At 70.7% G+C, this 25,507-nt stretch carries 21 protein-coding genes; 5 read left to right on the forward strand and 16 right to left on the reverse strand.

Annotated features, from left to right (window positions below):
• Positions 1 to 78: 78 nt before the first annotated feature.
• The 3 genes from BC793_RS14855 to BC793_RS14865 form a co-directional block, all read right to left on the reverse strand.
• Positions 79 to 2,505 (reverse strand): MMPL family transporter, encoded by a 2,427-nt coding sequence (locus BC793_RS14855; RefSeq protein ID WP_109593109.1) that lies wholly within the window; start codon positions 2,503 to 2,505, stop codon positions 79 to 81.
• Positions 2,506 to 2,533: 28 nt separating this feature from the next.
• Positions 2,534 to 3,133: a TetR/AcrR family transcriptional regulator gene (locus BC793_RS14860; protein WP_109593110.1), complete on the reverse strand. Its 600-nt coding sequence runs from the start codon at positions 3,131 to 3,133 to the stop codon at positions 2,534 to 2,536.
• 86 nt (positions 3,134 to 3,219) lie between these two features.
• A complete protein-coding gene (locus BC793_RS14865; RefSeq protein WP_109593111.1) occupies positions 3,220 to 3,441 on the reverse strand; it encodes a hypothetical protein in 222 nt (73 codons plus the stop codon).
• Between the two features lie 83 nt (positions 3,442 to 3,524).
• Between BC793_RS14865 and BC793_RS14870 the strand changes: the two genes are divergently transcribed.
• Positions 3,525 to 4,286, forward strand: coding sequence for a PhzF family phenazine biosynthesis protein (locus BC793_RS14870; protein WP_203896218.1), 762 nt, complete (start codon positions 3,525 to 3,527; stop codon positions 4,284 to 4,286).
• Here BC793_RS14870 and BC793_RS14875 read toward each other — a convergent pair.
• Complete coding sequence (locus BC793_RS14875) at positions 4,273 to 5,439, reverse strand: trans-sulfuration enzyme family protein (protein ID WP_109593113.1); 1,167 nt, start codon at positions 5,437 to 5,439, stop codon at positions 4,273 to 4,275. The two genes, BC793_RS14870 and BC793_RS14875, sit on opposite strands and share 14 nt — an antisense overlap.
• 63 nt (positions 5,440 to 5,502) lie before the next feature.
• On the opposite strand from BC793_RS14875, the gene BC793_RS14880 reads away from it, so the two are divergent.
• From BC793_RS14880 to BC793_RS14895, 4 genes are all read left to right on the forward strand, one after another.
• A complete protein-coding gene (locus BC793_RS14880; protein WP_109593114.1) occupies positions 5,503 to 6,894 on the forward strand; it encodes an aminotransferase-like domain-containing protein in 1,392 nt (463 codons plus the stop codon).
• Positions 6,895 to 6,914: 20 nt separating this feature from the next.
• Positions 6,915 to 7,196 (forward strand): hypothetical protein, encoded by a 282-nt coding sequence (locus BC793_RS14885; RefSeq protein WP_146246284.1) that lies wholly within the window; start codon positions 6,915 to 6,917, stop codon positions 7,194 to 7,196.
• 80 nt (positions 7,197 to 7,276) lie between these two features.
• A complete protein-coding gene (locus BC793_RS14890; protein WP_109593116.1) occupies positions 7,277 to 7,600 on the forward strand; it encodes a PadR family transcriptional regulator in 324 nt (107 codons plus the stop codon).
• On the forward strand, positions 7,597 to 8,466 hold the full coding sequence (locus tag BC793_RS14895) for a hypothetical protein (RefSeq protein ID WP_109593117.1): 870 nt from the start codon (positions 7,597 to 7,599) through the stop codon (positions 8,464 to 8,466). Before BC793_RS14890 ends, BC793_RS14895 begins: the two co-directional genes overlap by 4 nt.
• A 189-nt stretch (positions 8,467 to 8,655) precedes the next feature.
• Here the strand turns inward: BC793_RS14895 and BC793_RS14900 are convergent, their stop codons facing one another.
• From BC793_RS14900 to BC793_RS14955, 12 genes are all read right to left on the reverse strand, one after another.
• Complete coding sequence (locus tag BC793_RS14900; RefSeq protein WP_109593118.1) at positions 8,656 to 10,698, reverse strand: protein kinase domain-containing protein; 2,043 nt, start codon at positions 10,696 to 10,698, stop codon at positions 8,656 to 8,658.
• A gap of 200 nt (positions 10,699 to 10,898) precedes the next feature.
• Positions 10,899 to 11,969: a hypothetical protein gene (locus BC793_RS14905; RefSeq protein WP_109593119.1), complete on the reverse strand. Its 1,071-nt coding sequence runs from the start codon at positions 11,967 to 11,969 to the stop codon at positions 10,899 to 10,901.
• Positions 11,966 to 12,523, reverse strand: coding sequence for an RNA polymerase sigma factor (locus BC793_RS14910; RefSeq protein WP_239170048.1), 558 nt, complete (start codon positions 12,521 to 12,523; stop codon positions 11,966 to 11,968). The genes BC793_RS14905 and BC793_RS14910 overlap by 4 nt, the downstream gene beginning before the upstream one ends.
• Before the next feature lie 84 nt (positions 12,524 to 12,607).
• On the reverse strand, positions 12,608 to 15,316 hold the full coding sequence (locus BC793_RS14915; protein ID WP_109593120.1) for an exo-rhamnogalacturonan lyase family protein: 2,709 nt from the start codon (positions 15,314 to 15,316) through the stop codon (positions 12,608 to 12,610).
• Positions 15,317 to 15,321: 5 nt separating this feature from the next.
• Complete coding sequence (locus BC793_RS14920; RefSeq protein ID WP_109593121.1) at positions 15,322 to 16,158, reverse strand: carbohydrate ABC transporter permease; 837 nt, start codon at positions 16,156 to 16,158, stop codon at positions 15,322 to 15,324.
• Positions 16,155 to 17,048, reverse strand: a complete 894-nt coding sequence (locus BC793_RS14925; RefSeq protein WP_109593122.1) for a carbohydrate ABC transporter permease — start codon at positions 17,046 to 17,048, stop codon at positions 16,155 to 16,157. Before BC793_RS14925 ends, BC793_RS14920 begins: the two co-directional genes overlap by 4 nt.
• Positions 17,045 to 18,316: an ABC transporter substrate-binding protein gene (locus BC793_RS14930; protein ID WP_158319256.1), complete on the reverse strand. Its 1,272-nt coding sequence runs from the start codon at positions 18,314 to 18,316 to the stop codon at positions 17,045 to 17,047. The genes BC793_RS14925 and BC793_RS14930 overlap by 4 nt, the downstream gene beginning before the upstream one ends.
• 252 nt (positions 18,317 to 18,568) lie before the next feature.
• Positions 18,569 to 19,711 (reverse strand): alpha/beta hydrolase family protein, encoded by a 1,143-nt coding sequence (locus BC793_RS14935; protein ID WP_109593124.1) that lies wholly within the window; start codon positions 19,709 to 19,711, stop codon positions 18,569 to 18,571.
• A 158-nt stretch (positions 19,712 to 19,869) separates the two neighbouring features.
• Positions 19,870 to 20,160, reverse strand: coding sequence for a carboxypeptidase-like regulatory domain-containing protein (locus BC793_RS14940; protein WP_158319257.1), 291 nt, complete (start codon positions 20,158 to 20,160; stop codon positions 19,870 to 19,872).
• Positions 20,145 to 21,038 (reverse strand): trypsin-like serine peptidase, encoded by an 894-nt coding sequence (locus BC793_RS14945; RefSeq protein WP_158319258.1) that lies wholly within the window; start codon positions 21,036 to 21,038, stop codon positions 20,145 to 20,147. Before BC793_RS14945 ends, BC793_RS14940 begins: the two co-directional genes overlap by 16 nt.
• A gap of 198 nt (positions 21,039 to 21,236) precedes the next feature.
• Entirely contained in the window at positions 21,237 to 23,030 is a 1,794-nt protein-coding gene (gene ctaD / locus BC793_RS14950) for an aa3-type cytochrome oxidase subunit I (protein ID WP_109593127.1), read from the reverse strand.
• A 128-nt stretch (positions 23,031 to 23,158) separates the two neighbouring features.
• Positions 23,159 to 25,417 carry a putative bifunctional diguanylate cyclase/phosphodiesterase gene (locus tag BC793_RS14955; RefSeq protein WP_109593128.1) on the reverse strand — a complete coding sequence of 753 codons (2,259 nt, stop codon included), beginning with the start codon at positions 25,415 to 25,417 and terminating at the stop codon, positions 23,159 to 23,161.
• Positions 25,418 to 25,507 lie beyond the last annotated feature (90 nt).

Below are 25,507 nucleotides of genomic sequence, written 5' to 3' on the forward strand. Positions count from 1 at the left end.
GCGGGCTTGAAGTGAACGGCCTGCGGTGAGAGGCCCTGGGGTCCGGCTGCCGGAAGGGCCGGCAGCCGGACCACCGGATCAGCGGAGGGCGGGTTCGGCCGGCTCCGAGTGGGACGGGTGGTGGGCGACCGGGTGGGCGCGTTCGAGGGCGGCGCCCTCGACGTCCACGTTGGGCAGGATGCGGTCGAGCCAGCGCGGGATCCACCAGGCCGAGCGGCCCAGCAGGTGCATGACCGCCGGGATGAGCAGCATGCGGACCAGGAAGGCGTCGACCAGGACACCGAAGGCCAGGCCGAAGCCGAGCGAGCGGATCATCGCGGTGTTGGAGAAGATGAAGCCGCCGAACACCGAGATCATGATGATGGCGGCCGCGGTCACGACCGTCCGGCCGGCGTGGACGCCCTGCTGGACGGCGAGGCGGGCGGGGGCGCCGTGGGCGTACGCCTCGCGCATGCCGGACACCAGGAACAGCTGGTAGTCCATGGCCAGGCCGAACAGGATGCCGATCAGGATGGTCGGCAGGAAGCTCAGCACCGGGCCCGGGTCGTGGATGCCGAAGACGGTGCTCAGCCAGCCCCACTGGAAGATCGCGGTGACGCCGCCGAACGTGGCGAACAGGCTGAGGACGAAGCCGAGCGTCGCGGTCACCGGTACCAGGATCGAGCGGAACACGAAGATCATGATGATCAGGGAGATGCCGATGACCAGCCCCAGGTAGAGGGGGAGGACGTCGTCCAGCTTCTCCGAGATGTCGATGTTGCCGCTGGCCGAGCCGGCCACGCCCAGGGTGACGTCGCCGGAGACCGGGGAGAGGCCGCGCAGGTCGTGGACCAGCTGTTCGGTCTCGGCGCTGGTCGGGCCGGTGGTGGGGATGATCTGGAAGCCCAGGGTCCGGCCGTCCTCGGAGGCGCCGATGGGTGCGACCGCGGTGACGTTGTTCTGGGCGAGCAGCAGGTTGCCGATGCGGACCTGTTCGGCCTGCTGGGCGTCGCCGGTGACCGGGGCCGGCAGGTCGGCGACGACGACGAGCGAGCCGTTGACGCCGGCGCCGAAGCGGTCCTCGATCAGCTTGTAGGCCTGGTACTGGGTGGAGTCCTGGGCTTCGGACGAGCCGTCGGGCAGGCCGAGCCGCATCGACATCGCCGGGATCGCGACCGTCACCAGGGCGACCAGCAGGGCCAGGACGGTGACGACGGCCCGCGCGGTGCTCATCGGCTTGACCAAGGCGTGGGACACGGCGTGGGCCTTGCGGTTGAGGACCCGCCGGCCGATGAGCGCGAGCAGGGCGGGGGTCAGGGTGACGGCCAGGAGTACGGCCACCGCGACACAGATGGCGGCGACGGTGCCCATCAGTCCCAGGAACGGGATCCCGGTGATGTTGAGGGCCAGCAGGGCGACCAGCACCGTGGACCCGGCGAACACGACCGCGTTGCCGGAGGTGCCGTTGGCCAGGCCGATCGACTCGTGGAAGTCGACCCCTTCGAGGAGTTGCCGCCGGTGCCGGTTGAGGATGAACAGGCTGTAGTCGATGCCGACGGCCAGGCCCAGCATGACGCCGAGGACCGGGGTGATCGACAGCATCTCCACCACGCCGGAGAGCGCCAGCGACGCGGTGACGCCGATGCCGACGCCGGCCAGGGCGCTGAGGATGGGCAGGGCGGCGCCGATCAGCGTACGCAGCATGACCAGCAGCGTGATCGCCGCGATGACCAGGCCGATGACCTCGCCGATGCCGACGATCTCGGGGAGCCCCTGGGTGATCTCGTTGGAGTATTCGACCTCGACGCCGGCCGGCAGGCCCGCGTCGACGTGGCTGACGACCCGTTCCTTGGTCTCCGGGGTGACGTCGAGCTGCGGCACGGTGAACCGGACCTGCGCGACGGCGGTGGAGCCGTCGACCGACACCTGCCGGATCGGCGACGACATGGTGAGCAGCCGTTGCCCGAGGGACAGTTTCTCGGCCTGCGTCTCCAGTTCGCGGCGGTTCTCGTTGATCAGCGCCTGCTGCTCGTCGAGTGTCGCCCTGGTGGCCGCGTCCGCTCCGTCGCCGAGCAGCGCCCTGGCCCCGTTGATCTTCTGCTGACCCTCGTTGATCTGGGCGCGGCCGGCCTCGATCTGCTTCAGGCCGTCGGCGACCTGGGCCCGCCGGTCGTTGATCTGCTGGGAGATCGCGAACGGGTCGGTGGTGGAGGCGACACCCTCGAGCTTCGCGGTGGAGGCGAGCAGCGTGGAGATCGCCGCCTTCTGCGAGTCGGTGAGCGGTGCGCCGTCGGGGCTGTGGAAGACGATCTTGCCGTTGCCGCCGGCCGCGACGGGGAGCCGCTCGCCGAGGCGGTCGCTCACCTTCGCGGTCTCGGTGCCGGGGATGTCGACCACCGGGGACAGTTCGCCGCGGGCGACGAAGTAGCCGGTGACGGCGAGGCCCAGGACCACCAGCCAGGAGGCCAGGACGACGCCGGCACGCCGGGCGCAGAAGCGGCCCAGGCGGTAGAGGAGCTCGGCCAATGTGGTTCGTTCCTTCGGACAGCCGGACTCAGTAGCCGGTGCGGACAGTGTCGATCATGCGTTCGAGCAGGTGGTGCCAGAGGGTGCGGGACCGTTCGTCGGTCGCCGCGGCGGTCACCGCGATCCAGTGGGTGGCGATCACCACGGTGCCGTTCATCAAGGAGCTGACCAGGATCGCGGCGTCCAGGGGGTCGGCTTCGGGATATTTGCGGGACAGCTCGCGGGCCATCTCCTCCGAGGTCCGCTGGAAGGTGGCCTGGAAGATCAGGGTGGCCTGTGGGTCACCCGGGGCGAATCCGCCCAGGGCCCGCCAGAGGTACGCGATGACGCCGGGCACGTCGGTGGCCCGCAGTGCTCCGGCGACGTCGGCGAACATCGACTCCCGGGCACCGGAGGTGACGGTGGTGCGGAACCCGTCGATCACCATGTGCAGCATCTCGGTGCACACGGTGGTGACCACGTCGTCGATCGAGACGAAATGGTTGAAGATCGTGCGCCGGGACACGTCGGCGCGGTCGGCGAGTTGGTCGACGCTGAACCGGACGCCCTCGGAGATCAGGGCGTGCGCCGCGTCGAGGATGGCGCGCCGATGCCGGGCCTTCAGAGCCGACCGGCGATCGATGGTCACCCTTCTACACTAAGTGCATCGTTGCACCGAGTGCAAAGCAGCCCCCCACCGGAGAACCGGTGGAGGGCTGCTTCTCCCGAACAGGATCAGAGTTTCTGCGTCTCGGTCGTGGCGGGGTGCAGCTCGGCGGTGGTCTCCTTGACGAATTTGCCCGTGCTCGCGCTGCGGTTGACCTCGCGGTCGCCCCGCTCCTTGTCGCCACCCACCGTCTCGGTGGTCGTGGTGCGCGGGTTCCGCTCCGCGGTGCTCTCCTTGACGAACCGCCCGCTGCGAGCGCTGCGGTTGACCTCGTGCTCGTTGCCGGCCATCGGGGGGCCTCCTCGTCCGGTGTGACTGTCGTTGCGCCCTTTTATCTGCCCGCTTTCGCGCCCGGGAAACTACCATCGCCGATGTGATCACCGTGGTCGACGCGTGTGTCCGGGACGGCGACGGTGGCAGCCCCACCGTCGTCGCCGATGACGACGTCGCCTACAGCGACGCCGATCGCCGGGCGATCGTCCGATCGGGAGGGGCCTCACACGGCGCCTTCCTCGACCTCCCGCGGGTGCGCTTCTTCACCGGTACGGGCGAGCTGCGCAACTGTGGACACGGGACGATCGCCGCGCACGCGGTCCTGCTGGCGCGCAGTGGCCTCCCGTGGCGGCGCTCCGCCCAGCACACCGGCGGCCGGGTCGTCGAGACGACCGCCACCCGCCTGCCCGGTGGTGGCATCGAGGTGTGGTTCGACCAGGGGCCGGTCACGGTCTCGGCGCCAGCCGGTGACCTCGCCGGGTTGCTGGACGCCCTCGGTACCGGCGACCCCGGTGGCATCGTGGTCGCGTCGCCCGGCACCCCGCGCCTGTTGATCCCGGTCGCCGATCCGATGGTGCTGGTCCCCGACCTCCCCCGGCTCGCGCGCGAATGCCGGGCCCAGGGGCTGCTGGGCTGCTTCGTCTACCGCCTCGACGGCCCGGTCGTCCGGGCCCGGCTGTTCGCGCCGGCGATCGGCGTCGACGAGGACGTGGCGAACGCCAACAGCGCCGGCTGCCTCGCCGCCCACCTCGGCCGCCGGGTGCAGGTGTGGCAGGGCGACGCGCTGGGGCGGCCGTCGGCGGTGTGGGCGGACACCGACGGCCGCACCACCCGGGTGGGCGGGATCGTCAAGCTGCGCTGAGCGCCTGATCCAGGTCGGCGATCAGGTCGTCGGGGTGCTCGATGCCGACGGCGATGCGGATCGTGCCGGGGCCGATCGACGCGGCCCGCAGCGCCGCGGCGTCCAACTGGCGGTGCGAACTCGACGCCGGGTGCAGGATCAGGGTCTGCGTGCCGCCCAGCGACGGCGCGAGCCTGATCACCCGTACCCCCTTCTGGAATCGCAGGCCCGCCTCGTAGCCGCCGGCCAGGTCGAAGCAGAACGGCGCGGCGAAGCCGCGGACGAACGCCGCGGCGATCGCGTGGCTGGGATGTTCGGGGTCGCCGGTCCAGAGCACCCGGTCGACCGCCGGGTGCCCGGCCAGGAAACCGGCGACCCGGGCCACGTTCTCGGTGTGGCGGGCGATGCGCAGTGGCAGCGTCTGCAGGCCGCGCAGCGTCAGCCAGGCCGCGAACGGATCCGGGGTCGCGCCGAACTCGACGGCCTCCGCCCACACCTCGCGGTAGCGGGCGTCGTCGGCGAACACCACGATGCCGCCGGTCACGTCGCTGTGCCCGCCGAGGAACTTCGTCACCGAGTGCAGCACCACGTCGGCACCGTGTTCCAGCGGACGGCACAGCAGCGGCGTCGCGAACGTGTTGTCGACCACCGTCACGATCCCGGCCGCCCGGGCGATCGGCGCGAGGGCGGGCAGGTCACTGACGTGGCCGGTCGGGTTCGCCACGGTCTCCAGATAGAGCATCCTGGTACGCGGGGTGATCGCCGCGCGTACCTCCTCGGGATCGTGCCCGGACACGAAGGTCACCGTGAGGCCGTTGCGGTCGGCGAGTTTGCGCAGCGCGGCATGCGTGCCGCCGTAGAGGCTGTGCTGCGCGATCACGTGGTCGCCGGCCCGCAGCAGGCTGTGCAGCAGTAGGGAGACGGCACCCATGCCGGAGCCGGTGGCGATCGCCGCGGCGCCACCCTCCAGCTCGGCGACGGTCTCCTCGAGGGCACGCACGGTCGGGTTGGCGAAACGCGAGTAGGCGAACGGGCCGTCCGGCCGGTTGAGGCCGTCGGCCAGCGGATCCGGGTCGTCGAACGCGAACGACGACGTCTGATAGAGGGGCACGCTCAGCGGCGTGCTGTCCGGAACCGGGACGCGGATGTGAACGACGCGGGTGTCGGCATGCATACCCTGATCCTGACCCCACCGGCGGTGCGGAGACAGGGCCAATGCCGCTAGATTGGTTCGCTGATGAGTCCAATCGGGGTTGCTGAGCTGACCGCCCGGCTCGGGCGCTGGTCGGCCGGGCGCGGGCCGCTCTACCTGCTGCTCGCCGGCCGGCTGCGGGCCCTCATCGACGACGGTGACCTGCCGCCGGGGACCGGGCTGCCCACCGACCGGGCCCTCGCCGCCGGGCTGTCGACCGGGCGCACCACCGTCGTCGCCGCCTACGACCTGCTGCGTGCGGAGGGCCGGCTGGTGCGCCGGCAGGGGAGCGGCACCTGGGTCGCCGGGGCCGCGCCCGGTCCACGGGCCGCCACCGAGCCCACCAGCAGCCCCGTCTTCCTGCATCTGCTCGAGCAACCCGACCACGTCACCCAGTTCGCCTGCGCGGGCCCGCTCACCGCACCCGCCGCGGTGCCGGACGCCTACCGGGCCGCGCTGGAGGACCTCGACGGGCTCGGCTACCACCCGGCGGGACATCCCCGGCTGCGACAGGCCCTCGCTGATCGGTACACCGCCCGCGGTCTGCCCACCGAAGCCGGGCAGATCCTCGTCACCACCGGCGGGCAGCAGGCGCTGTCCCTGCTGACCCGGGTGCTGGTCACCCCGGGCGACGAGGTGGTGGTGCAGGCGCCCACCTATCCGGGGCTGCTGGAAGTGCTGCGCGAGCATGCGGCCGTGCCGTACCCGGCCGACGACTTCGTGGCCGCGGCCGGGCGGCGGGCGGCGTTCGCGTACCTGATCGCCGTCTGTCACAACCCGACCGGGGCGACCCTGCCGGTGGCCCGCCGCCGGGCGATCGCGGCGGCCTACGCCTCGGCCGGCGTGCCGCTGATCGTCGATGACGTGCTGGCCGAACTCGGCTTCGCCGGACCGGAGCCGGTGCTCCCCGGAGTGATCACCGTGGGCTCCCTCAGCAAAGTGGTGTGGGGTGGGCTGCGGGTCGGCTGGGTGCGTGCGGATACCGCGCTGATCGGACGGCTGGCGCGGGTCAAGGCGGTGCACGACCTGGGCGGCGGCGTCGTCGACCAGTTGGCCGCGACGTACCTGGTCGCCGATCTGACCCGGCTGGCCGCCGCGCGGGTCCGCGAGTTGCGGCGGCAGCACGATCATCTCTGCGGGCTGTTGCGGGACCGGCTGCCGGAGTGGACCTTCGAGGAGGCGGCGGGCGGGCAGACCCTGTGGGTGCGGATCCCGCGCGGGGACTCGGTGTCGTTCGCCCAGGTGGCGTTGCGGCACGGGGTGGCCGTGCTGCCGGGGACGCAGCTGGACGCCTCCGGGGGCGGCGGCGACCGGCTGCGGTTGCCGTTCGTGGCCGGCCCGGCCGACCTCACCGCGACGGTGTCCGCGCTGGCCGGGGCCTGGCACGGATACCGTGCCGGTCCCGCGGTCGCGGCGCTGCCCGCCATCGCGGTCTGAAAATGTCAGGGGGTCAGGGCATGATGCGGGGCATGTTCGAGTTTTCCGATGTCCCTGCCCTTCCGGATAACACCGCCCTTGCCGATGTCACCGCCTTTCCGGACGTCACCGCCGTGTCCGGCACCGTGCAGCGGTTGCGCGTCGTTCAGGCCGTCGCGGCTCTGCCGGCCGACTCCGACGGTGTCGTGCCATGGCTGACCCGGGTGTCGGCGGACGAGTCGGCCGAGCCGGAGGTCCGCCTGGCCGCGCTCGTCCACCTGGTGCGGCGCACCGCCGATCAGCGGCTTGCCATGTCCTGCTGACGCGGGCCAGCCGGCACACGCCGGATCCGGTGGTCACTTAGGACTCGTCATATGTAGTTCAACTACGTATAGTCGGGTGCATGCGGGAGACCACGTACTTCATCCTCGCGGCCCTTCAGGACGGGCCGCTACACGGTTACGCGATCATCCAACGGGCGTCGGCCCTGTCCAGCGGGCGGATCCAACTCGCCACCGGGACTCTCTACACCGCACTGGAGCGCCTCACCACCGCCGGCCACATCCGCGTCGTCGACGAGCAGATCGTCAACGGCCGGGCCCGCCGGTCCTACGAACTCACCACCGAGGGTGGGGCCGCCCTCACCGAGCACGCCGAGCAGTTGGCCGCCGCCGCCCGCGTCGTCACCGAGCGCCGCGTCAACCGGACGGTGGTGCGCCCCGCATGACCACCGTGGAGCGCCGCTACGCCCGTCTCGTCCACCTCTACCCGTCGCGCTACCCGCGCGACGAGATCCTCGACACCGTGCTCCAGAGCAACGCCCGGTTCACCGCCCGCGAGGCGTTCGGCCTGATCGTCGGTGCGCTGCGAGCCCGGACGGGCGCCGACGTGCACCGGGGGCCCGCCGAGTTCCTGCACTCCGCGAGCCGGCTGGCCGCACTGGCGCTGCTCGTCCACGCGGCCGCCGGTGACGTGCTGCGGGCCCTGCCCCTCGACGTGCCCGCGATCCTCCAGAGCCCGGACGGCATCGTCCAGTACGCGACGGCCGGCCTGATCGCGCTGATCCTGCACGTGACGACGATCGTCACTCTCGCCCGCGGGGCGTACCGGGTGTCCGCGGCCACCGCCGTCCTGGGCATGATCGCGGCCGTGGTGTCCGCCTCCCGCTTCGGCGCTGCGTGGGTCCAGGACGGTTTCTGGGCCGCCCCGATGGCCGCCCTGCTCATCGGTGTGCTCGCGGCCACCGCCCGGCGTGAGCGCTCCTCACCGATGTGGTGGCTGCTCGCGATCCTGCCCGCCGTCGTCCTGCTCCCCACCGGCTCGGGCGCCGTCCTCGGCGTGGCCTGGTTCATCGAGAGGCAGGCGTTCCTGGTGATGGCCGTCCTCGCCATCGCCTGGTCCCTGCTGGACGCACGGGTCCCGCTCGCGGTCGCCGCCCTCGGCCTCTGCAACCTGCTCACGATCGTGCAGATCCTGCTGTCCGCCGGCTGGGCGGGCGACGGCGCGGTCGCCGGCCAACTGGCCCTGGCCGCGGCGCCGACCCTGGTCCTGCTGGCTGCCGCGACGGTCAGTCGCCGCCGGTCACCGATCTGAACCACGCTCCGGTACGGGACTCGCCGCCCCTCAACCGCAGGCGACGGCAGTCCCGTACCTACCGCGCGACCCGGTGCGGCCCCTCCCGGCCGCAAGGCGCCTCACGGGTATCCCTCCGCGGCGGCTGCGGCAGCCCGTCCCGGCATCGTCTTCCGGTCGACGTGCCGGATTCGCTGCTCGATGTCCGCGTCAGGATCTGGTCAGCGACGCGGTCGCCTGGTTGGACGGATTGCCGCTGTCCTGCCAGCGCATCTCCATCCGCCCGTCGTCATCCAGGGTCAGCGTGATGTCGGCTTCGTCGACGCAGGTCTGGCGAGGGTTCCAGCCGGTCCGCTGGTGCAGGTGGATCTCCTGATCGGTGGGCCACGGCGCGACGACGGTCAACGTGCCCGTGCAGTTGAGCGAGGTGAAGAAGCTTCCGGTCCGGGCGGACGCGGCGAACGTGATCACCACCTCCCACGAGGCCACCGTGCCGATCGGCTGTTTCGCCGTTCCGGACCACTCGCCGAGGAAGGCGCCCGGGACAGCCTCCGACGATTCGGGCGAGGGGCTGCCGGGCGGGGCCGGGCTGCTGCTGGACTGGGCCGGGGTGCTGGTGCCCACCTCCGGAGCCGTGGAACGGTCCAACTGGAGCCAGGTCACGCGGATGATCGTTCCGGCGGCGACGAGGGTGCCGGCGACGAGCAGAACCATCCACATCACCTGCCAGGGGAACGCCCGCCCAGGAGCGTGCGCCGCAGCGGGAGAGGCCCCGGCTCCCCACCCCGCTGGCGCCGGCCCGGCCGGATAGTGGACGTCCGGTGAACCCGCCCCGGCCGCCGGAGCAGGCCTGATCACCGGCCGGTCACCGGACAGCCTCACCGGTGGCGCGAAGGCCGGTCCGGTCCCGGGTGGTGCTGCGACGGCCGGCCCTTCTCCGAGCGACGGCGTGACGGTTGGCCCGTCACCCGAGGGCTGGGAGATCAGCGATTCCCCGCCGCGCTCGCCGCTCGTCGGTTCGCTGCGCGGTGGGGTCACCACTGTCGGCGCGGCGGCGGGCGGTGCGGCGGCCGTCAGGATGCCGTCGTGCGGGTCCGCGACCGTAGGGGCGGTGAGGGGCGGCCGTGGCTCCGGCAGAGTGAGTGGCAACTGCGGCTCCGAGGCGGGCCGCCGCCCGGAACGGGACACCGCCGCGTCGCCCGAACTCCCCGGCTGCTCACCTTGGACGACTCCCGCCCGCTCCCCGGAGGCAGCTGCTGTCCGCCCACCGGAGGCGGCTCCCGCCTGCTCCCCGAAGGCGACTCCCGCCTGCTCACCTTGGGCGGCTCCCACCTGCTCACCTTGAGCGGCTCCCGCTTGCTTCCCGGAGGCGGCTCCCGCCTGTACACCTTGGGCGCCTCCCGTCTGCTCACGGGAGGCCCCTCCCGTCTGCTCACCGGAGGCCCGGACGACTGCTCTGAGCAGGGGGTAAGCCTGATCTGCGGTAAGGCGATCATCCGGGTCCTTGGCGAGCAGACCCTCGATGACCGGCCACAACAGACCGGCGTCGGGGGGTGGTTCCGGACTGCGGTTCAGGATGGCGGCGAGTGTGCCCGGAAGATCGCCGCCAGGGAACGGGGACCGACCGGTCACCGCCGTGTACAGGGTGACGCCGAGCGCCCACAGGTCGGTCGCCGCAGTCGCCGGCTGCCCGTCGAGACGTTCCGGCGCCAGGAAGGCGGGCGATCCGATCATCTGCCCGGTCGAGGTGATGGAGGTGGCGTCGTCGATCGCGGCGATACCGAAGTCGGTGAGGACGACCCGATCCGTGCCGAGCAGGATGTTGGCCGGTTTGACGTCCCGGTGCAGCACACCTTGGCGATGGGCGGCGCGGAGCGCGTCGAGAACCTGCGCGCCGATGTCGGCGGCCCAGTGCTCGGCCAGTGTCCCGTGCTGACGGATGGCCGCCGCGAGGGAGGGCCCGTCGATCAGCTCCATCACGATCCAGGGCCGTCCGTCGTCGGTGACCACGTCATGGACGGTGACGATGCCGCGGTGCCGCAGCCGGGCCGCGGCCCGCGCCTCCCGGAACGCCCGCCGGATCATCGGATCGTCGGGCCCGGCGCCGTCCTCAGGCAGGTAGATCTCCTTGAGCGCGACGTCCCGCCCGAGCAGGGTGTCGTGGGCCTCCCAGACCGCCCCCATCCCACCGCGGCCGAGCCATCCCGACAGCCGGTATCGGCCCCCCACCACGCGTGCCGAACCCCCGGACATGCCGCGAATCTACCCGCCCTCGATCCACCGCCATAACCGTCCCACCCGAACCCTCGGCTGGCCCCCACCGCTGTCTCAGAACCTTCGAGACAGCGGTGCGAGCCAGCCGAGGGTTCGTGGCTGGCTGTCACCGCTGTCTCGGAAGCGTTGAGACAGCGGTGGGGGCCAGCCGAGGGCTGGCCCGGGCGGGCTGAAGCGCGCTACTCGTTACAGCCGGCCACACGTTGTACGTCGAGCGGCATGTCCGGGTTCTGCTCGCCGATGGTCCGCCAGAGCATCCGGGACCAGTCGCCGCGTTTGCTCTCGTCCATCTCCTTGAGAATCGGCCAGTTCCGGCTGCCACGGAGTGCCGCGATCGCCGTCTGGGCCGCCATGTCGTCGCCGGCCCTGTCGGCGCGCACCCATTCGCCGGCCCAGCCGCAGGCGGTCAGCTTCACCACCCGGGCCTGGAACTGGTACGGCGTGTACGCCCCGTCCAGTCCGAGTCTCCCGGCGTCGAATCCGGGCGGGCGCGGCACCCCGGTGAGGGCCTTCTCGGCCTCGGCCGTCGCCTCACCGGGAGTGACGACCTCCGGGGGCAGGGCGGCCAGGAACTCCTCCGGCTCCACCCGCCTGATCCGTTCGAGCAGCTCGTCGAGGTAGGAGCGGCTCACCCCGGCGCCCTGGACGCGGATCTCGACGAAGGTGCCGTCGCGGGGGTCGAGCATGACCGCGAAGTCGTCGCGGCTGTAGGTGAACACCTTCGCGCCGACTCCGGCCACCCGGGTGGCCCGTGGTCTGCCGACGTCCAGCCGGTCTGCGAAGTAGCTCTGGTAGGAATCGGCCTGATACCAGGTCATGCCGACGTTCCGGTCGCCCTTGTGGAAGTCGGCGGTGCCGGTGCCGCCGGCGAAGCCGTAGATGACCTGGAGTTTCCAGCCGGGTTCGTCGATGAGCAGTCGCGGATGGCTCGTGGCGTACGTGAGGTCCAGCTGGTGACCGGCTCCCGCGCCGCCGGTCGAGATGCCGGGTGCGGCGCTGGGCACGGTACCGGGCAGGGTGACCGGGGGCGGTGCGGATCGTTCCGGCAGCAGGGTGGAGGCACCGATGACGCCGGTCACCACCGCGGCCGCGGCCACCGCGCCGACGAGACGACGGCGTAAGGGACGGACGGGGACCGACGGCACGAGAGGTACGGACATGATCTCCTCCAGGAGATGCTGCTCCGCCCCGTCGAGACGGCCGGCTACGGGCCGATACGGGTCCGCGTCGAGAAGCTGTTCGTCGTTCATCGGCCCTCCTTCGGGACGGTCGCGGTCAGGACGTCGAGTACATGTCCGCCCCCGCCGGGATCGTCACCGACCAGTTCCCGTAACCGGGCCCGCGCCCGGGACAGCCGGGTCCGCACCGCGCCCGCGCTCAGCCCGACGACCTCGGCCACCTCGCGGGGCTGTAGTCCCTCCCAGACGGTGAGCATGAGAACCTCCCGGTCGGCCTCGGGCAGCCGGGCGAGAGCGGCCCGCACGGCGAGTCGCTGCGGCACGTCGTGTCCGGGGTCGACGGCGATGAGGCTGGTGATGCGGTGCCGTAGCCGCTCACCGAGCCGTTCCCGGCGCGCCCCGCCACGGTGGTGGTTGGCGAGCACGCGACGGGCCACCCCGTACAGCCACAGGGTCACCTCGTCGTCGGGTGGCAGGTCACGGCTGCGCCGCCACGCCACCAGGAACGTCTCGGCGACGATGTCGGAGGCGTCCTCGGCCTGCTCGACGCGGCGCATCGCGTACGCCAGCATCGCCTCGAAGTTGGCCGAGTAGACCCGCCGGAAGCGGTCTTCTGGAGAGATCACGTCACGTCCATGTCCGGTCCGGCCCCGAACGTTACCGCCAGGTGGACCGGAGGAGAGAACGGCCGGCACGACGGCTTCCGCCGGTCAGGCGAGCAGGGCGAGGTTCTGGATGGCGGCCAGGCCGTACAGGGCGGTGGTGTTGGTGTCGACCCAGGGGGCGTCGTCGACCGGGTTGAGGACCTCCGGGCCGGTCAGGGGGACGGTCCGCCAGGGTAGGGCGTCGGTGTAGCCGTCGGTGGTGGTGAACTCCCGCCAGGCGCGGGCGGCCAGTGTCGCGTCGCCGAGGCGGGACGCGGCGTACGCGGTCAGGCGGGAGTGGCCCTGTTTCAGGATCAGGTTGCCGAAGTGGGCGCCGGTCTCGGCGGCCTGTTCCTCGCGGGTCGCGTTGAACAGGCGGCAGTACTGGAGCCAGGCGGCCTCGAAGGCGGGCATGTCGATCAGGGCGATCAGTTCGGCGCAGATTTCCACCTGGCCGAACATGGCGCTCAGGTGTGAGACGCTCACGGTCTTCGCGGCGGGGGCGAACTCGCCGGTGTCCAGGTCGTAGAGGCCGCTGCCGGTGACGAAGCCGTTCGGCATCCGGCCGATGGTGCGCATGGTGGCGAGCAGCTTCTTCTCGGCGATCGCGGCTTTCGGTCCGCGGCGTTCCCATTCGGTCAGCCAGGCCGCGGCCAGGCCGCTCCAGTCGGTGCCGAGGCCGATCGAGAGGGCGTGCGGGTCCGGCGTGTACGGCTCGGTGCGGATCTTGCGGAGCGGGTCCAGGGCCAGGAACGTACGGTCGGAGTCGACGAGTTCGTGCATCAGGTCGCCGACCCGCTCGTCGGCGGTGAGGAAGTAGAAGATGCGCCGGTAGACGGCGGTGCTGATGCGCTGCTGCTTGGCGCTGTCGGCCCAGTGCTGCACCCCGTGCCGGGTGCCCAGGCCGGCCCATTTACCCAGGTGGTAGACGTCGACCTCGCCGGTGTGCCGGGTCATCGCCTCGGCGAACCGGAAGATGTCGGCCCGCCCGGACCGCAGGTAGGCGAACCACAGCCACAGGTCCGGCGACAGTTCCGAGTTGTCCCACGCGTAGCCGCCGACGTCGTAGCGCCACACGTGCCGGTCCACGTCCGGCGTGTGCATCACGTCGCCGTAGTTCCAGAAGCCGTACCAGTGCCGTGATTCGACCTGGTCACGGTAGTAGGCGAAGAGGAAGTCGAGCCGGTCCTCGATCTCGGCCCGGTCCGGCGTGGACCGGTCGACGGGGGCGAACAGACCCCCGAACGCCCCGGCGGCGGCGAGGTGGGCGGGCGGCGCGACGATCTGCGGTGGATTCTTGACGGTACGGGCCAGAGCAGCCGCCTCCACGGAAGAGGGAGTGGCGGCGAGCGCGAAGAAGCTGAGCTCCGTGGTGCGCGCGATGCCGTACGGCGTACCGAATCCGGGCTCGTGGTCCTCGTAGGTGATGTTGAGCCCTTCGAGCTGCTCGGGATAGGTGTCCTGGCCGAGACCGTCGTGATAGAACCGGGTGTCCATCGGTCCCGCCTCGGGCGACCACAGCCACAGCGTGGCCTGCGCCTCGGCGGTGTCGGCGCCCCGGATGTCGAGCTGCGCCGGATACTTCTGCCAGAAGTCCCGCATCCCGAACCCGAGCCCGCCGCTGACCCCGCCGACATAGCCGAACCCGCCGGCCCGCTGTCCCGCGTCCACGTCGATCCACGCGTGCCCGGCCTTGGTGCGCTTGCGGATCGTGTACCCCTCGGAGCTGAGCTGCGCGAGCGTGTAGTCACCCCAGGTCGGGATGAGCGGCAGCCGGGTGGTGACGCGCTGGTCCCAGGTCGCCGGGTCGGGTAGCTTCCGGCCGGCGAGCTGCGCCGTCCGTACCGCTGCTCCGGGGTCGCGCCGCAGGCCGGTGATGCCTTTCACCGCCTCGCGCAGGAGCCCGTCGCCGTCCCCGGAGATCCGGATGTGCCGGTCGTAGGCCTCGTCGCGCATCGGCACGCCGACCCGCACCCCGAGCCCGGCGATGAACTCCTTCTGTCCCTCGGAGTCGAACAGGAAGGTGTGCACCACCCGCACGTGCTCGGCCCCGGCGTAGAGGTAGAGCCGCACGATGAACGGCAGCCACGACCGCCCGCGCCGCCGGTGGTCGCCCTCGATCCTCACGACCGCCCGCACCGGCCCGCGCTGCTCGACGGTGACCTTCCGGATGGTGCTGACCAGCCGTTCCCGTGAGGTCCGGCGCTCGTCCTCGTCGTCCGCGGTCGTCTGACGCAGACTGACCAGCTGCAGATCCCGGGCGACGACCACGCCGCCCCGGGTGATCGACCTGATCAGCGACGACCCGCGACGGCCGATGACCACGCTGATCACGCCCGTCGCGACGGTGATCGTGTCGTGCTTCTCGGCGACGGTGACGGCCGTGGTCACCGGCGCACCGGCGGATCGCGAAAGGGTGTAGGAGGAGGAGAGCGGCGCGGAGGCGGGCAGCGCGTGCGCGCTCCACTTGAGCGACCCGTCCGGCCAGTACCCGATCGGCCAGCTCTGCACCGGCACCGCGGTGCCCTCGGCACTGGTCAGGGCGAACGGCGAGTCGGCCGGCACCGCACCCTGCGGCCACGGCACACCCCAGGTGCTGCCGACATTGGTTCCGGGCGTGTCCTCGAGCCACTTCAGCGGCACGGTGTCCGGCGCGGTGTTCACCGCGGCACGCAGCGGGGGAGCGGCGGCCGCAGCGGGGGAACCGGGCACGGCGGCGAGCAGGGGAGTGGCGGCGACACCGCGGACGAAAACGCGGCGGGAGAATTCCTGCATGGGGATCAGCCTTTGAGTCCGGAGGTGGCGAAACCCTCGACCAGCAGCCGCTGGAACGCGGCGAAGAACAGCAGGATCGGCACGATGGCCAGCGCCGACAGCGCCAGCATGGGCCCGAACGCGTTGTGGTCGGTGGTGTCGATGAACAGGCGCAGCGCGAGGGGGAGCGTCAGGCGTTCCGGTGACGACAGATAGATCAGCTGGGTGAAGAAGTCGTTCCAGGTCCAGATGAACGTGAAGATCGCCGTGGTGACCAGGGCCGGCCGGACCAGCGGCAGCACGATCGAGCCGAAGATGCGGATCGAGCCGCAGCCGTCCAGCCGGGCCGCCTCGTCGAGCTCCCGCGGGATGGTCCGCATGAACTGGACCATCAGGAAGATGAAGAACGCGTCGGTGGCCAGCAGTTTCGGCAGGATCAACGGCCAGAACGTGTCGACCATCCCGAGCTTGGAGAACAGCGAGTACTGCGGGATGGTGATGATGTGCACCGGCAGCATGATGGTGGCGAGGGTGAACGCGAAGAGCACGCCGCGCATCCGGAACCGCAGCCGGGCGAACGCGTAGGCGGCCAGTGAACAGCTCGCGATGTTGGCCAGGGCGCACCCGCCGGCCACGATCGTCGAGTTCACGAAGAACCGCCACGCCTGCACCCCGGCCAGGTCGTCGCCGAGCGCCACGTAGTTGTCCAGGATGAAGTCCCGCGGCAGCAGCGCCAGACTCTGCACGATCTCCGAACCGGACTTGAACGACGCGAGGAACAGCCAGGCGATCGGGTAGAGCAGCGGGATCAACAGCAGGATCACGACGGCGTGCCAGCCGGTCACCCGCAGCCGCCCGGTCACGACTCGTCCCCGGAATAGAAGACCCAGGATCTGGCGGTACGGAACAACAGCGCCGTGATCGCGGCGATGACCACGAGCAGGAACCACGACATGGCCGACGCGTAGCCCATCTTGAACTCGACGAAGCCCTTCTCGTACAGATAAAGGGTGTAGAAGAGGGTCGAGTCGCTGGGCCCGCCGGTGCCGTTGCTGACCACGTAGGCGCCGGTGAAGACCTGGAACGCCCGGATCGTGTCGAGCACCAGGTTGAAGAAGATCACCGGTGACAGCATCGGGACGGTGATCTTCAGGAACGCGCGCCACGGCCCGGCCCCGTCCACCGCGGCGGCGTCGTAGTACTCCTGCGGGATCTGCTGCAGCCCGGCCAGGAAGATCACCATCGGGGCGCCGAACTGCCAGACCGCGAGCAGCACCAGCGCCAGCAGCGCCCGGTCCGGGTGGCCGATCCAGTCGTGGAAGATGACCCGCCAGACCAGGGCGACGCTGACGCTGGCACCGAGCAGCGACGGGGCGTAGAACGCGGAGCGGTAGAAACCCTGCGCCGGGCTCCTGCGGTGGATCAGCAGCGCGACACCGAGGGCGGCCGCCAGTTGTACGGGCACCGAGATCAGCACGAACTTGGAGGTGGCCCACACCGCGTTCCAGAAGTGCGGGTCGACGGTGAGCATCCGTACGTAGTTGTCCAGGCCGACCCAGCGCGGGGCGGTGAACAGGTCGTACTCGGTGAACGACAGGTAGAGCAGCCACAGCATCGGGCCGAGGGTCAGCAGGAGGGCCCCGGCGATCCAGGGCGTGAGGAACAGATAGGCGATCGACGGCCGCTCGCCGTACCGCTTCGGCGGGGGTGGCGCCGCGGCCTTGGCCGGTGGCCGGTCCAGCACGGTCGTCATACGCCCAGGGCCTGCTGAATCTCGCTCATCAGGCGGGGCGCGGCCGCCTCCGGGGTGGCCTTGCCGTGCATGACGTCGTCGTAGATCCGCTGGAACTGGGTCTTGACCACGCCGGCGCCCTTCGGTGGCGGCGCCGGGGCGGGCAGCAGCTGCGGCGACACCTTGGCCTCGTAGTCGGCGACCATCTTCCACTCGTCGGTCAGCTTCGCGGCGAGGGTCTCCCGGACCTTCAGGTTCGCGGGCAGGCCGCGGGCCATCCCGAGGATCGCGCCCGCCTCCGGGTCGTTGAGGAAGAAGTCGACGAACTTCAGGGCGACGTCGCGGTTCTCGGTGCGCTGGGCGACGCTGAGCATCATCGGCGGCTGGGTGAACTGGCCGATGCCGGTGCCCGCGGTCGGGAACTGGCTGAGCGCGAACTCGCCGCCGTACGTCTCCCAGGACGTCATGCCGACCGTGCTGTCCGGACAGAACTCGGCGGTCGACTCCTTACGCGGGAACGGGGTGAGGGTGGTGTTCGCGGTGATCTCCGGCGGGGTGATCGCCTTCGCGTCCCGGAACGTCACGCCCAGCTTCCACCACGCGACCACCTCGGCCTCGCCGTAGCCCAGCTTGCCGTCCGCGGTGTAGAGGTCCTTCCCCTGCTGGCGCAGCCAGTCGCCGAACCAGTCCTCGATGCCGAACGGATCGCTCAGCCCGCTCACCTTGGGCCCGAACTTCGCGGTCACCTGGGCGGCGGCCGCGCGCAGGTCGTCCCACGTCCATCCGTCGGCGGGCAGCTTGGCGCCGGCCTCCTCCCACCGCTTGGCGTCGTACTGGAGCACGTGTGTGGTCTGGCCCATCGGCAGGCCGTACGTCTTGTCGCCGATGTTGCCGGCCGGGAACAGCTTCTTCTCCAGGTCGGCGGTCTGTACCTCCCTGCCGAGGTGCGCGGTGAGGTCGAGCAGGGTGTTGCGCTCGGCGTACTCGCGCAGGTAGCGGTCGCCCATCTGGAGCACGTCCGGGGCGTTGCCGCCGCTCATCTCGGTGGCGAGCTTCTGGAAGTACGGGTCGTAGGCGGCGTAGGTGGTCTTCACCTCGACGCCGGGGTTCCTGCCGACGAACAGGTCGACGACCTGCTGGGTGAGTTTGGCGCGTTCCTCGCTGCCCCACCACGCGAACCGCAGCGTGGTCCGGCCGTCGCCGCCGTCGCCGCCGCACGCGGTGGTGGTGAGCCCGGCGCCGGCCAGGGCGAGGCCGGTGCGCAGGAGGGTGCGCCTGCTGACCGTCATGGGAGTCCTCCCCGTGTAACGTTTCATATGCATGCGAGAAAAGACCCCCATGAGGTGGGGGTTAAGATCTAATTATCGAATTGCTTCGATTGAATGACGGCAGCTTTGCATGCGGATCAAGGGCACGTCAACGCCCTCAACGCATCGATAGGAACCTTTATCGTGGAGCGTGAGGGCGGGCCGTCCGTTACTTGGCGGAAACCCTTGACAGGTTCCAAGTGATCGCTAACATCCGGTCGGCCCGCCCGGTCGTCACCGTGCCGCCACGGTCACCTCGGGATACCGCGCCGACACCGCGTCGAGCAGCGGCTGGGGCCGGTGCCGCAGGTGCTTGTCGAACATCGCCCGCACGTAACGGCGGGTGATCCCGGTGGCCCGGACACCCGGCGTGGCCGCCCCGATGTCGATGCCGAGCTGATCGGCGAAGATCCCGAGATCGGTGAACGAGGAGTGGTCCATCCCCGCCACCGCGAGCCACCGCTTCCACCCCGTCAGGTTCGCGAAGTCCGCGGTCAGCCACCGGTCCGGCCCGCCCGGCAGGTGATCGTCGCCGGTGAGCACGAGAGCCGGCCGCGACAGCCCGGTCACCGGGATCACCGGCTCACCACCGGAGTTCGTGGTCCCGTCCACATCGATCCCGGCGTCGATGCGCCGGTCCTTCGCCAGGGCCGCCAGCGCGGCCGCCCCGCCCGCCGAGTGCCCCGCCGCACCGATCCGCCGGGAGTCGATCAGCCGGCTGCCCCGCCACGCCGGATCCCGGCCGGTCAGCTCGTCGACCACGAACGACACGTCGGCCGCCCGGCTCTGGTAGAGCTTGCCGAAGAACGGCCGGTCGTCGTCGAACGCGCACGCCGCGCACCCGGCGATCCGCCCGTCCGGGAAGGTGATCGCGTAGGTCTCGTAGGTGTGGTCGATGCCGGCCACCACGTACCCGTGACTGGCCAGATCCTCCGCCACTCCGGTCAGCGTGGCGATCGGCTGGGTCCACCCCGGCGACAGGACGATCAGCGGCAGACTGTGCGGACGGCCCGCCGGTCGCGCGTCCACGATCGCGTGTGTACCGACCGTGCTGAAGATCTCCGGCGGCAGCACGTCCTCCAGGCGCTTGCCCTGAATCAGCAGGCGGGACTCCTCGGCGGACAGATATTCGGTGCGGGTGCCCTGCCGGGTGTCCGTCGGATACCAGAGGGTCACCATCAGTTCCCGGGCGGTCTGCTCGGGCACCCACGGGTCGGGCCGGGAGGTGTCCTTCAGATACAGCTCGGTGGCGCCCACCGCGTACCGGCCGGTCGGCGCCGACAGTTGCAGCGGCTCGGCGGCCAGGGCTGCGGTCCCGGTGGCAACCGGGGTGAGCAGGCCCGCAGCGAGGACGCACACCCCCAGCAAGGCTCTCATACGAGACATGCGGATGTTCCCTTCGATCGGAGTCAACCGATGCTAGGAACGGCGGCGCCCCCGGATCGTCTGCCCGCGGAGGGACATCCCGGGCCCCTCGTCAGACCCAGGGCCTACGACGTGCGATGGATCAGGGCGCCGCCGGTGACCCGTGGTCCCTACTCTCCTTCAGCGACCGTCTGCGGGGTGATCGTGATGACGATCTCGTCGCCGGCGGTGCCGGCCTCGACGGCGGTGTCGCCGGAGCCGTCCGGGCCGTGGGCGCGCAGGGTGAAGATCCCCGGGGGCAGCCGCAGACCGAAACGGCCGTCGGCGTCGGTGCGCAGGGCGATCTCCGGCATCGGCACGCTGCCGGAGACGATCACGACGATGGCGTACGGGACGGGCCGGCCGGAGGTGTCGACGACCCGGCCGGCCCGTTGCGTGGGCGGGGTCAGTGGCCGGGCCATCCGCCGTCCTGTGCGACCCATGCGGTGATCAGCGTGAGCACCTCCGGCGTGATCCGCGGGGCTGAGTTCGCGGTGATGCCCAGGGACGCCGGGGTGCCGCCGGTGCCGTACGCGTGCACGGCCACCGCCAGCGGCCGGGTGGTGTCGTCGTCCTCGTAGATCCACACCGGCGCACCGCTCTGCCCGCCGAACGTGTCCACCTCGTAGAAGACCCGGCGGTCGGTGACCTGCGCGATCCGGTTGCGTCCGTGGAACTGCGCGGTCCCGTTGCCGCGGTCGCCGGGGTAGCCGGACACGTTGACCTGGAAGCCCTCCAACTGCTCGGCGGTACGCACCCCGAGCGGGAACCAGCCGACCGTCTCGCCGATCGGCTCGTCCAGGTGGATGCAGCCGATGTCGAAGTCCGGGTCCTCGTCGCTCTGCCAGCGGTCCACCGACGAGAACCGGGTGCCCGTCACCCGGCCGAACGGCTCCGACTCGGCGGGTGGCCCGGCCCCGTTGCGGCCCGGGATGACGTCGATGGTGGCCGCCCAGCCGCCGAAGAAGGAGGTGCTGAACACGCAGTGCCCGGCGGTCAGTACGGTCCGCGGGCCGACGAGCCATCCGGTGCCGATCGCGCCGGACCCGGACGGCCCGCGCATCTGGAGCGAGCAGATCATCCGCCACGGCGCCAGGTCGGTGTCGACGATCCGGACCCGCTCGTCGCGGCCGATGACCGATTCGAACGGTGGCAGAAGCGGGCCGCTGCGACCTTTCCCGGTCAGGAACCGCACCGACCGGGAGATCTCGCCGGAGGCCGTTCCGGCGGATCCGGGCGTGACCGCCGGCCGCACCGGAGCCGTCTCGAGAGCCTCCGACGGCGACCGTGGGTTGGTCACGGATTTGAGTTGGTTCATTTTTTCCGCAGTCTCCTGCCCGAATCCGAACATTATCTCTTGCGCGTTTCTCCGCGCTCTTGGGCGACATGAGTATCTACGACCGATGGCACGGCGAGGCCACCGTTTCATGCTCCTTCTGCACGTTGTCGGTTTCCCGACAAAAGAAAGGCCGGGCGATTCGCCCGGCCTTTCGCGTATTCATTTTCTCTTTTTGCGATCCCGGTTGCGATCCCGGTTGCGATCCCGGTCCGACGCGATGTCCTCGGCATACGTGGCGCCGCCGTCGGACTCCTTGGTCAGCGGCCGCGCCCCGCCCTCCGGTGGTCCGGCCAGCGACTGCTCACCGGCGGCCAGGTGCGGGAACTTCTGGTCGAAGGCCGGCCGCTCGGAGCGGATCCGGGGCATCCGGTCGAAGTTGCGCAGCGGAGGTGGGCTGCTGGTCGCCCATTCCAGCGAGTTGCCGTGGCCCCACGGGTCGTCGACGGTGACGACTCTGCCCATCTTGTAGGACTTCCACACGTTGTAGACGAACGGCAGGGTGGCGATGCCGAGGATGAAGGAACCGATCGTGGAGAACGTGTTGAGGAACGTGAATCCGTCGCTCTCCATGTAGTCGATGTACCGGCGGGGCATGCCCTCGTTGCCGAGCCAGTGCTGAACCAGGAACGTGCCGTGGAAGCCGATCATCGTGAGCCAGAAGTGAATCTTGGCGAGGCGTTCGTCGAGCATCCGGCCGAACATCTTCGGGAACCAGAAGTAGACGCCGGCGAACACCGCGAACACGATCGTGCCGAAGAGCACGTAGTGGAAGTGGGCGATCACGAAATACGAGTCGGAGACGTGGAAGTCGATCGGCGGGGCGGCCAGCAGCACACCGGACAGCCCACCGAACAGGAAGGTGACCATGAACCCGATCGCGAACAGCATCGGGGACTCGAAGGTGATCTGGCCGCGCCACATGGTGCCGATCCAGACGAAGAACTTCATGCCGGTCGGTACCGCGATCAGGAAGCTCAGGAAGCTGAAGAACGGCAGCAGCACCTGGCCGGTCACGAAGAGGTGGTGTGCCCACACCGACATCGACAGCCCGCCGATCAGCAGGGTCGCGGCGACCAGGCCCTTGTAGCCGAAGACCGGTTTGCGGCTGAAGACCGGGATGACCTCGGTGATGATGCCGAAGAACGGGAGCGCGATGACGTACACCTCGGGATGTCCGAAGAACCAGAACAGGTGCTGCCACAGCATCGGCCCGCCGGTCTCGACGTTGAACACCTGCGCGCCGAGCACCCGGTCGGCGGCGAGCGCGAAGAGGGCGGCCGCCAGGAACGGGAAGATCAGGATCACCAGGAGGCTGGTGACGAGCATGTTCCAGGTGAGGATCGGCATCCGGAACATGGTCATGCCGGGTGCCCGCAGGCACAGGATCGTGGTGATCAGGTTGACCGCGCCGAGGATCGATCCGAGGCCGCCGATCGCCAGGCCGACCACCCACGCGTTACCGCCGACGCCCGGCGAGTGCAGGCTGGTGCTGAGCGGTGTGTACGCGAACCAGCCGAAGTCCGCCGCCCCGCCCGGCATGATGAACCCGCCCATCGCGGTCAGCGTGCCGAACAGGTAGAGCCAGTAGGCGAACGCGTTGAGCCGGGGGAACGCCACGTCGGGTGCGCCGATCTGGATCGGCACCACGAAGTTGGCGAAGGCGAACACGATCGGGGTGGCGAAGAACAGCAGCATGGCCGTGCCGTGCATGGTGAACAGCTGGTTGTACTGCTCCGGGGACAGGATCTGCATGCCCGGTTTGGCCAGCTCGGCACGCATCAGCAGGGCCATCAGCCCGCCGACCATGTAGAACACGATCGACGTGATCATGTACATGATCCCGATCTGCTTCGCGTCCGTGGTGCGCAGGATGCGGACCAGCGCCGACCCCTTCACCTGTCGGCGAACCGGATGCGGCCGGACGGGTACCGGCCTCGGCGCGACGGTAGTCATGCATAGCTCCTCGGCTGCGGATGCGGATACTTCTGGCCTATACCCGTTATAGGCGTCGACCGCAGCAATCCGCTCCGAATCGGCGTAAGAGCCGCATTCAGTGCATCACTTCATGTATAGGGGCCGGGTTAGGCGGCGATGCCGATTCCCGGATCGAGCAGTTCGTCGATCGCCGCCGCGGACATCGGCCGGGCGAACAGGAAGCCCTGCGCCCGCCGGTAACCCAGCTCGAACAGCCGCCGGGCCTGCTCCGGCCGCTCCACGCCCTCGGCCACCGTCGCCAGGCCCATCTTGTCGGCGATGTCGGCGATCGCGCCCGCGATCGCCTCCTGCTGCGGCGTCCCGTTGAGCCCGTCGACGAACGACTTGTCGACCTTGATCACGTCGACCGGGCAGGTACGCAGCAGGCCGAGCGACGAGTGACCGGTGCCGAAGTCGTCCAGGGCGATGTGCACCCCCAGGTCGGCCAGCGCCTGTACCGACGCCAGCGCACGGCCGCCGCCGAACACCGCGGTCTCGGTGATCTCGACGGTCAGCTGCTCCGCCGGAAGCCCGTGCCGGGCCAGCGCGGCCGCCACCATCTCCGGCAGTCCCGGATCGAGCAGCTGGCGTGCCGACACGTTGACGGCGACCGAGTCCAGGGCGTCCGGGCCGTGCCGGTGGCGCCACTCGGCCGCCTGCGCGCACACCGTGTCGATGATCCACTCGCCGAGCTCGACGATCAGCCCGGTCTCCTCGGCCACCGGCACGAACGCGGCCGGCGAGATCACCCGGCCGTCCGCCCTGGTCCACCGGATCAGCGCCTCGACCCCGGTCATCAGGCCGTGCGGCAGCGCCACGACCGGCTGGTACAGCATGTGGAACTCACCGGCGGTCAGCGCGCGCCGCAGGTCGGCGGCGATCGTGGCGCGCTGGGTGATCTGCCGTTGCAGGGAGACGTCCCAGCGGACCACCCGGGCGTCGGTGTGCGAGCCGGCCTCGCGCAGGGCGATCTCGGCCCGCCGGTACAGGTCGGCGCCGTCGGCGAGCCCGATCGACACCTCCACCACCACCTCGTGCCCGGCCGCGCAGAGCGGTTCGTCACCGGCCGCCATCAACCGGTCCACGGTCACCGCGGTCTCGTCCGGCGTGCCGGGCAGCAGCAGACCGAACTCGTCGCCGCCGAGACGGGCGACCACCGCCCGCTCACCGGCGATCCGGGTGACCCGGGCGGCGTACTCGGTGAGCAGCGCGTCACCGGCGACCGGCCCGAGACTGTCGTTGATCGACCGGAAGTCCTTGAGATCGAGCAGCGCCACGGTGTGCGGGCCCTCGGCGCCGGCCACCGCCGTGGTGAACGACCGGCGGCTGTACAGCCCGGTCAGTTCGTCGTGCATCGCCTGATGGGCGACGGTCTCCAGCAGGGTGGCGTTCTCGGCCAGCGCGAACGCCTGCCGGGTCACCACGAGCAGCAGCAGCAGCGTGGTGCCGGCCACCTGAACCGTGGTGAGATGCCCGGTACGCAGGTAGACCGTACCCACGAGCAGGCTGGTCAGCCCGGTCGCGACGAGCGGGACGACGGCGCCGCGCCGGTACACGGCCGGGTGTGCGACACGCGACGACGGTGCGCCGTGCCCGGCGTACACCCGCTGCTGGGCCCGGGCGGCCAGGACACCGAACAGCCCGACGAACGCCAGCACCGCGGCGCTGCCGTTGAGATGCGGCCAGGGCAGCAGCAAGGTCATCAGGATCACCGACATCGGGCCGGCGATGCCGATCGGGGCCAGCCACCACAGCGCGGTGCGGGCGGCCGGGCTGCGGCTCGCCGACATGATCTTGACAACCACGGTCACGCCGGCGACACCGATCGCCACCATGGCCAGGTTCAGCCACCACGCCGAGGCACGGCCGCCGAACCTGTCGACGGCCCAGCCCAGATACTCCGAGGCCGCGACCCCGGCGGTCACCCCGACCACGGCCAGGTCCAGCACGGCCGTGGTGAGCTGGCGCCAGGTACGGCCGCCGCCGGGCAGGCGCAGCATCGCGACGATCGCGAGCAGCGTGCCGACGACGTAGCAGAGCAGGGTGCGTGAGCCGAGTGGTGGCATCCCGTCGAAGGGGATCAGGGCGACGTCGACGGTCTGGCTCACCGCGCCGACGAGGACGGCGCCCATGGCGACCGCCACCCGCCGCCAGAACAGCCGCAGGGGGCCGGTGGCACCGCCCGCGGTGGCGGCGAAGGCGGTGACCGCGAGCCCCACCCCGCCGACGGCCGGAATCCACACCAGCAACCGGTGGAAGCCGAGGTGCGGGCCGAGCGCGATCAGCGCGACCTCGACCACGGCGAGCAGGACGGCCACCGGTGTGAACCAGGGACGCCAGCGAGGCGGAGGCGCTGTCCGGGCCACGTCCGCCTCCCCTTTTCAAGCATCGAGTTCTGCCGCAGATCGTGAATCGGCACGGCCGATTTTGATCTGAGAATTCCGGTACAGCGTGGG

It is taken from the genome of Actinoplanes xinjiangensis, assembly GCF_003148685.1.
Classification (GTDB): domain Bacteria; phylum Actinomycetota; class Actinomycetes; order Mycobacteriales; family Micromonosporaceae; genus Actinoplanes; species Actinoplanes xinjiangensis.

What these genes read in the sequence shown, in the direction of transcription:
- BC793_RS14915 (WP_109593120.1), bottom strand. Translation starts at nt 15,316, where the DNA reads ATGCAGGAATTCTCCCGCCGCGTTTTCGTCCGCGGTGTCGCCGCCACT.
- BC793_RS14880 (WP_109593114.1), top strand. Translation starts at nt 5,503, where the DNA reads ATGAGTCCAATCGGGGTTGCTGAGCTGACCGCCCGGCTCGGGCGCTGG.
- BC793_RS14865 (WP_109593111.1), bottom strand. Translation starts at nt 3,441, where the DNA reads ATGGCCGGCAACGAGCACGAGGTCAACCGCAGCGCTCGCAGCGGGCGG.
- BC793_RS14935 (WP_109593124.1), bottom strand. Translation starts at nt 19,711, where the DNA reads ATGAGAGCCTTGCTGGGGGTGTGCGTCCTCGCTGCGGGCCTGCTCACC.
- BC793_RS14900 (WP_109593118.1), bottom strand. Translation starts at nt 10,698, where the DNA reads ATGTCCGGGGGTTCGGCACGCGTGGTGGGGGGCCGATACCGGCTGTCG.
- BC793_RS14875 (WP_109593113.1), bottom strand. Translation starts at nt 5,439, where the DNA reads ATGCATGCCGACACCCGCGTCGTTCACATCCGCGTCCCGGTTCCGGAC.
- BC793_RS14895 (WP_109593117.1), top strand. Translation starts at nt 7,597, where the DNA reads ATGACCACCGTGGAGCGCCGCTACGCCCGTCTCGTCCACCTCTACCCG.
- BC793_RS14940 (WP_158319257.1), bottom strand. Translation starts at nt 20,160, where the DNA reads ATGGCCCGGCCACTGACCCCGCCCACGCAACGGGCCGGCCGGGTCGTC.
- BC793_RS14885 (WP_146246284.1), top strand. Translation starts at nt 6,915, where the DNA reads ATGATGCGGGGCATGTTCGAGTTTTCCGATGTCCCTGCCCTTCCGGAT.
- BC793_RS14905 (WP_109593119.1), bottom strand. Translation starts at nt 11,969, where the DNA reads ATGAACGACGAACAGCTTCTCGACGCGGACCCGTATCGGCCCGTAGCC.
- ctaD (WP_109593127.1), bottom strand. Translation starts at nt 23,030, where the DNA reads ATGACTACCGTCGCGCCGAGGCCGGTACCCGTCCGGCCGCATCCGGTT.
- BC793_RS14890 (WP_109593116.1), top strand. Translation starts at nt 7,277, where the DNA reads ATGCGGGAGACCACGTACTTCATCCTCGCGGCCCTTCAGGACGGGCCG.
- BC793_RS14925 (WP_109593122.1), bottom strand. Translation starts at nt 17,048, where the DNA reads ATGACGACCGTGCTGGACCGGCCACCGGCCAAGGCCGCGGCGCCACCC.
- BC793_RS14930 (WP_158319256.1), bottom strand. Translation starts at nt 18,316, where the DNA reads ATGACGGTCAGCAGGCGCACCCTCCTGCGCACCGGCCTCGCCCTGGCC.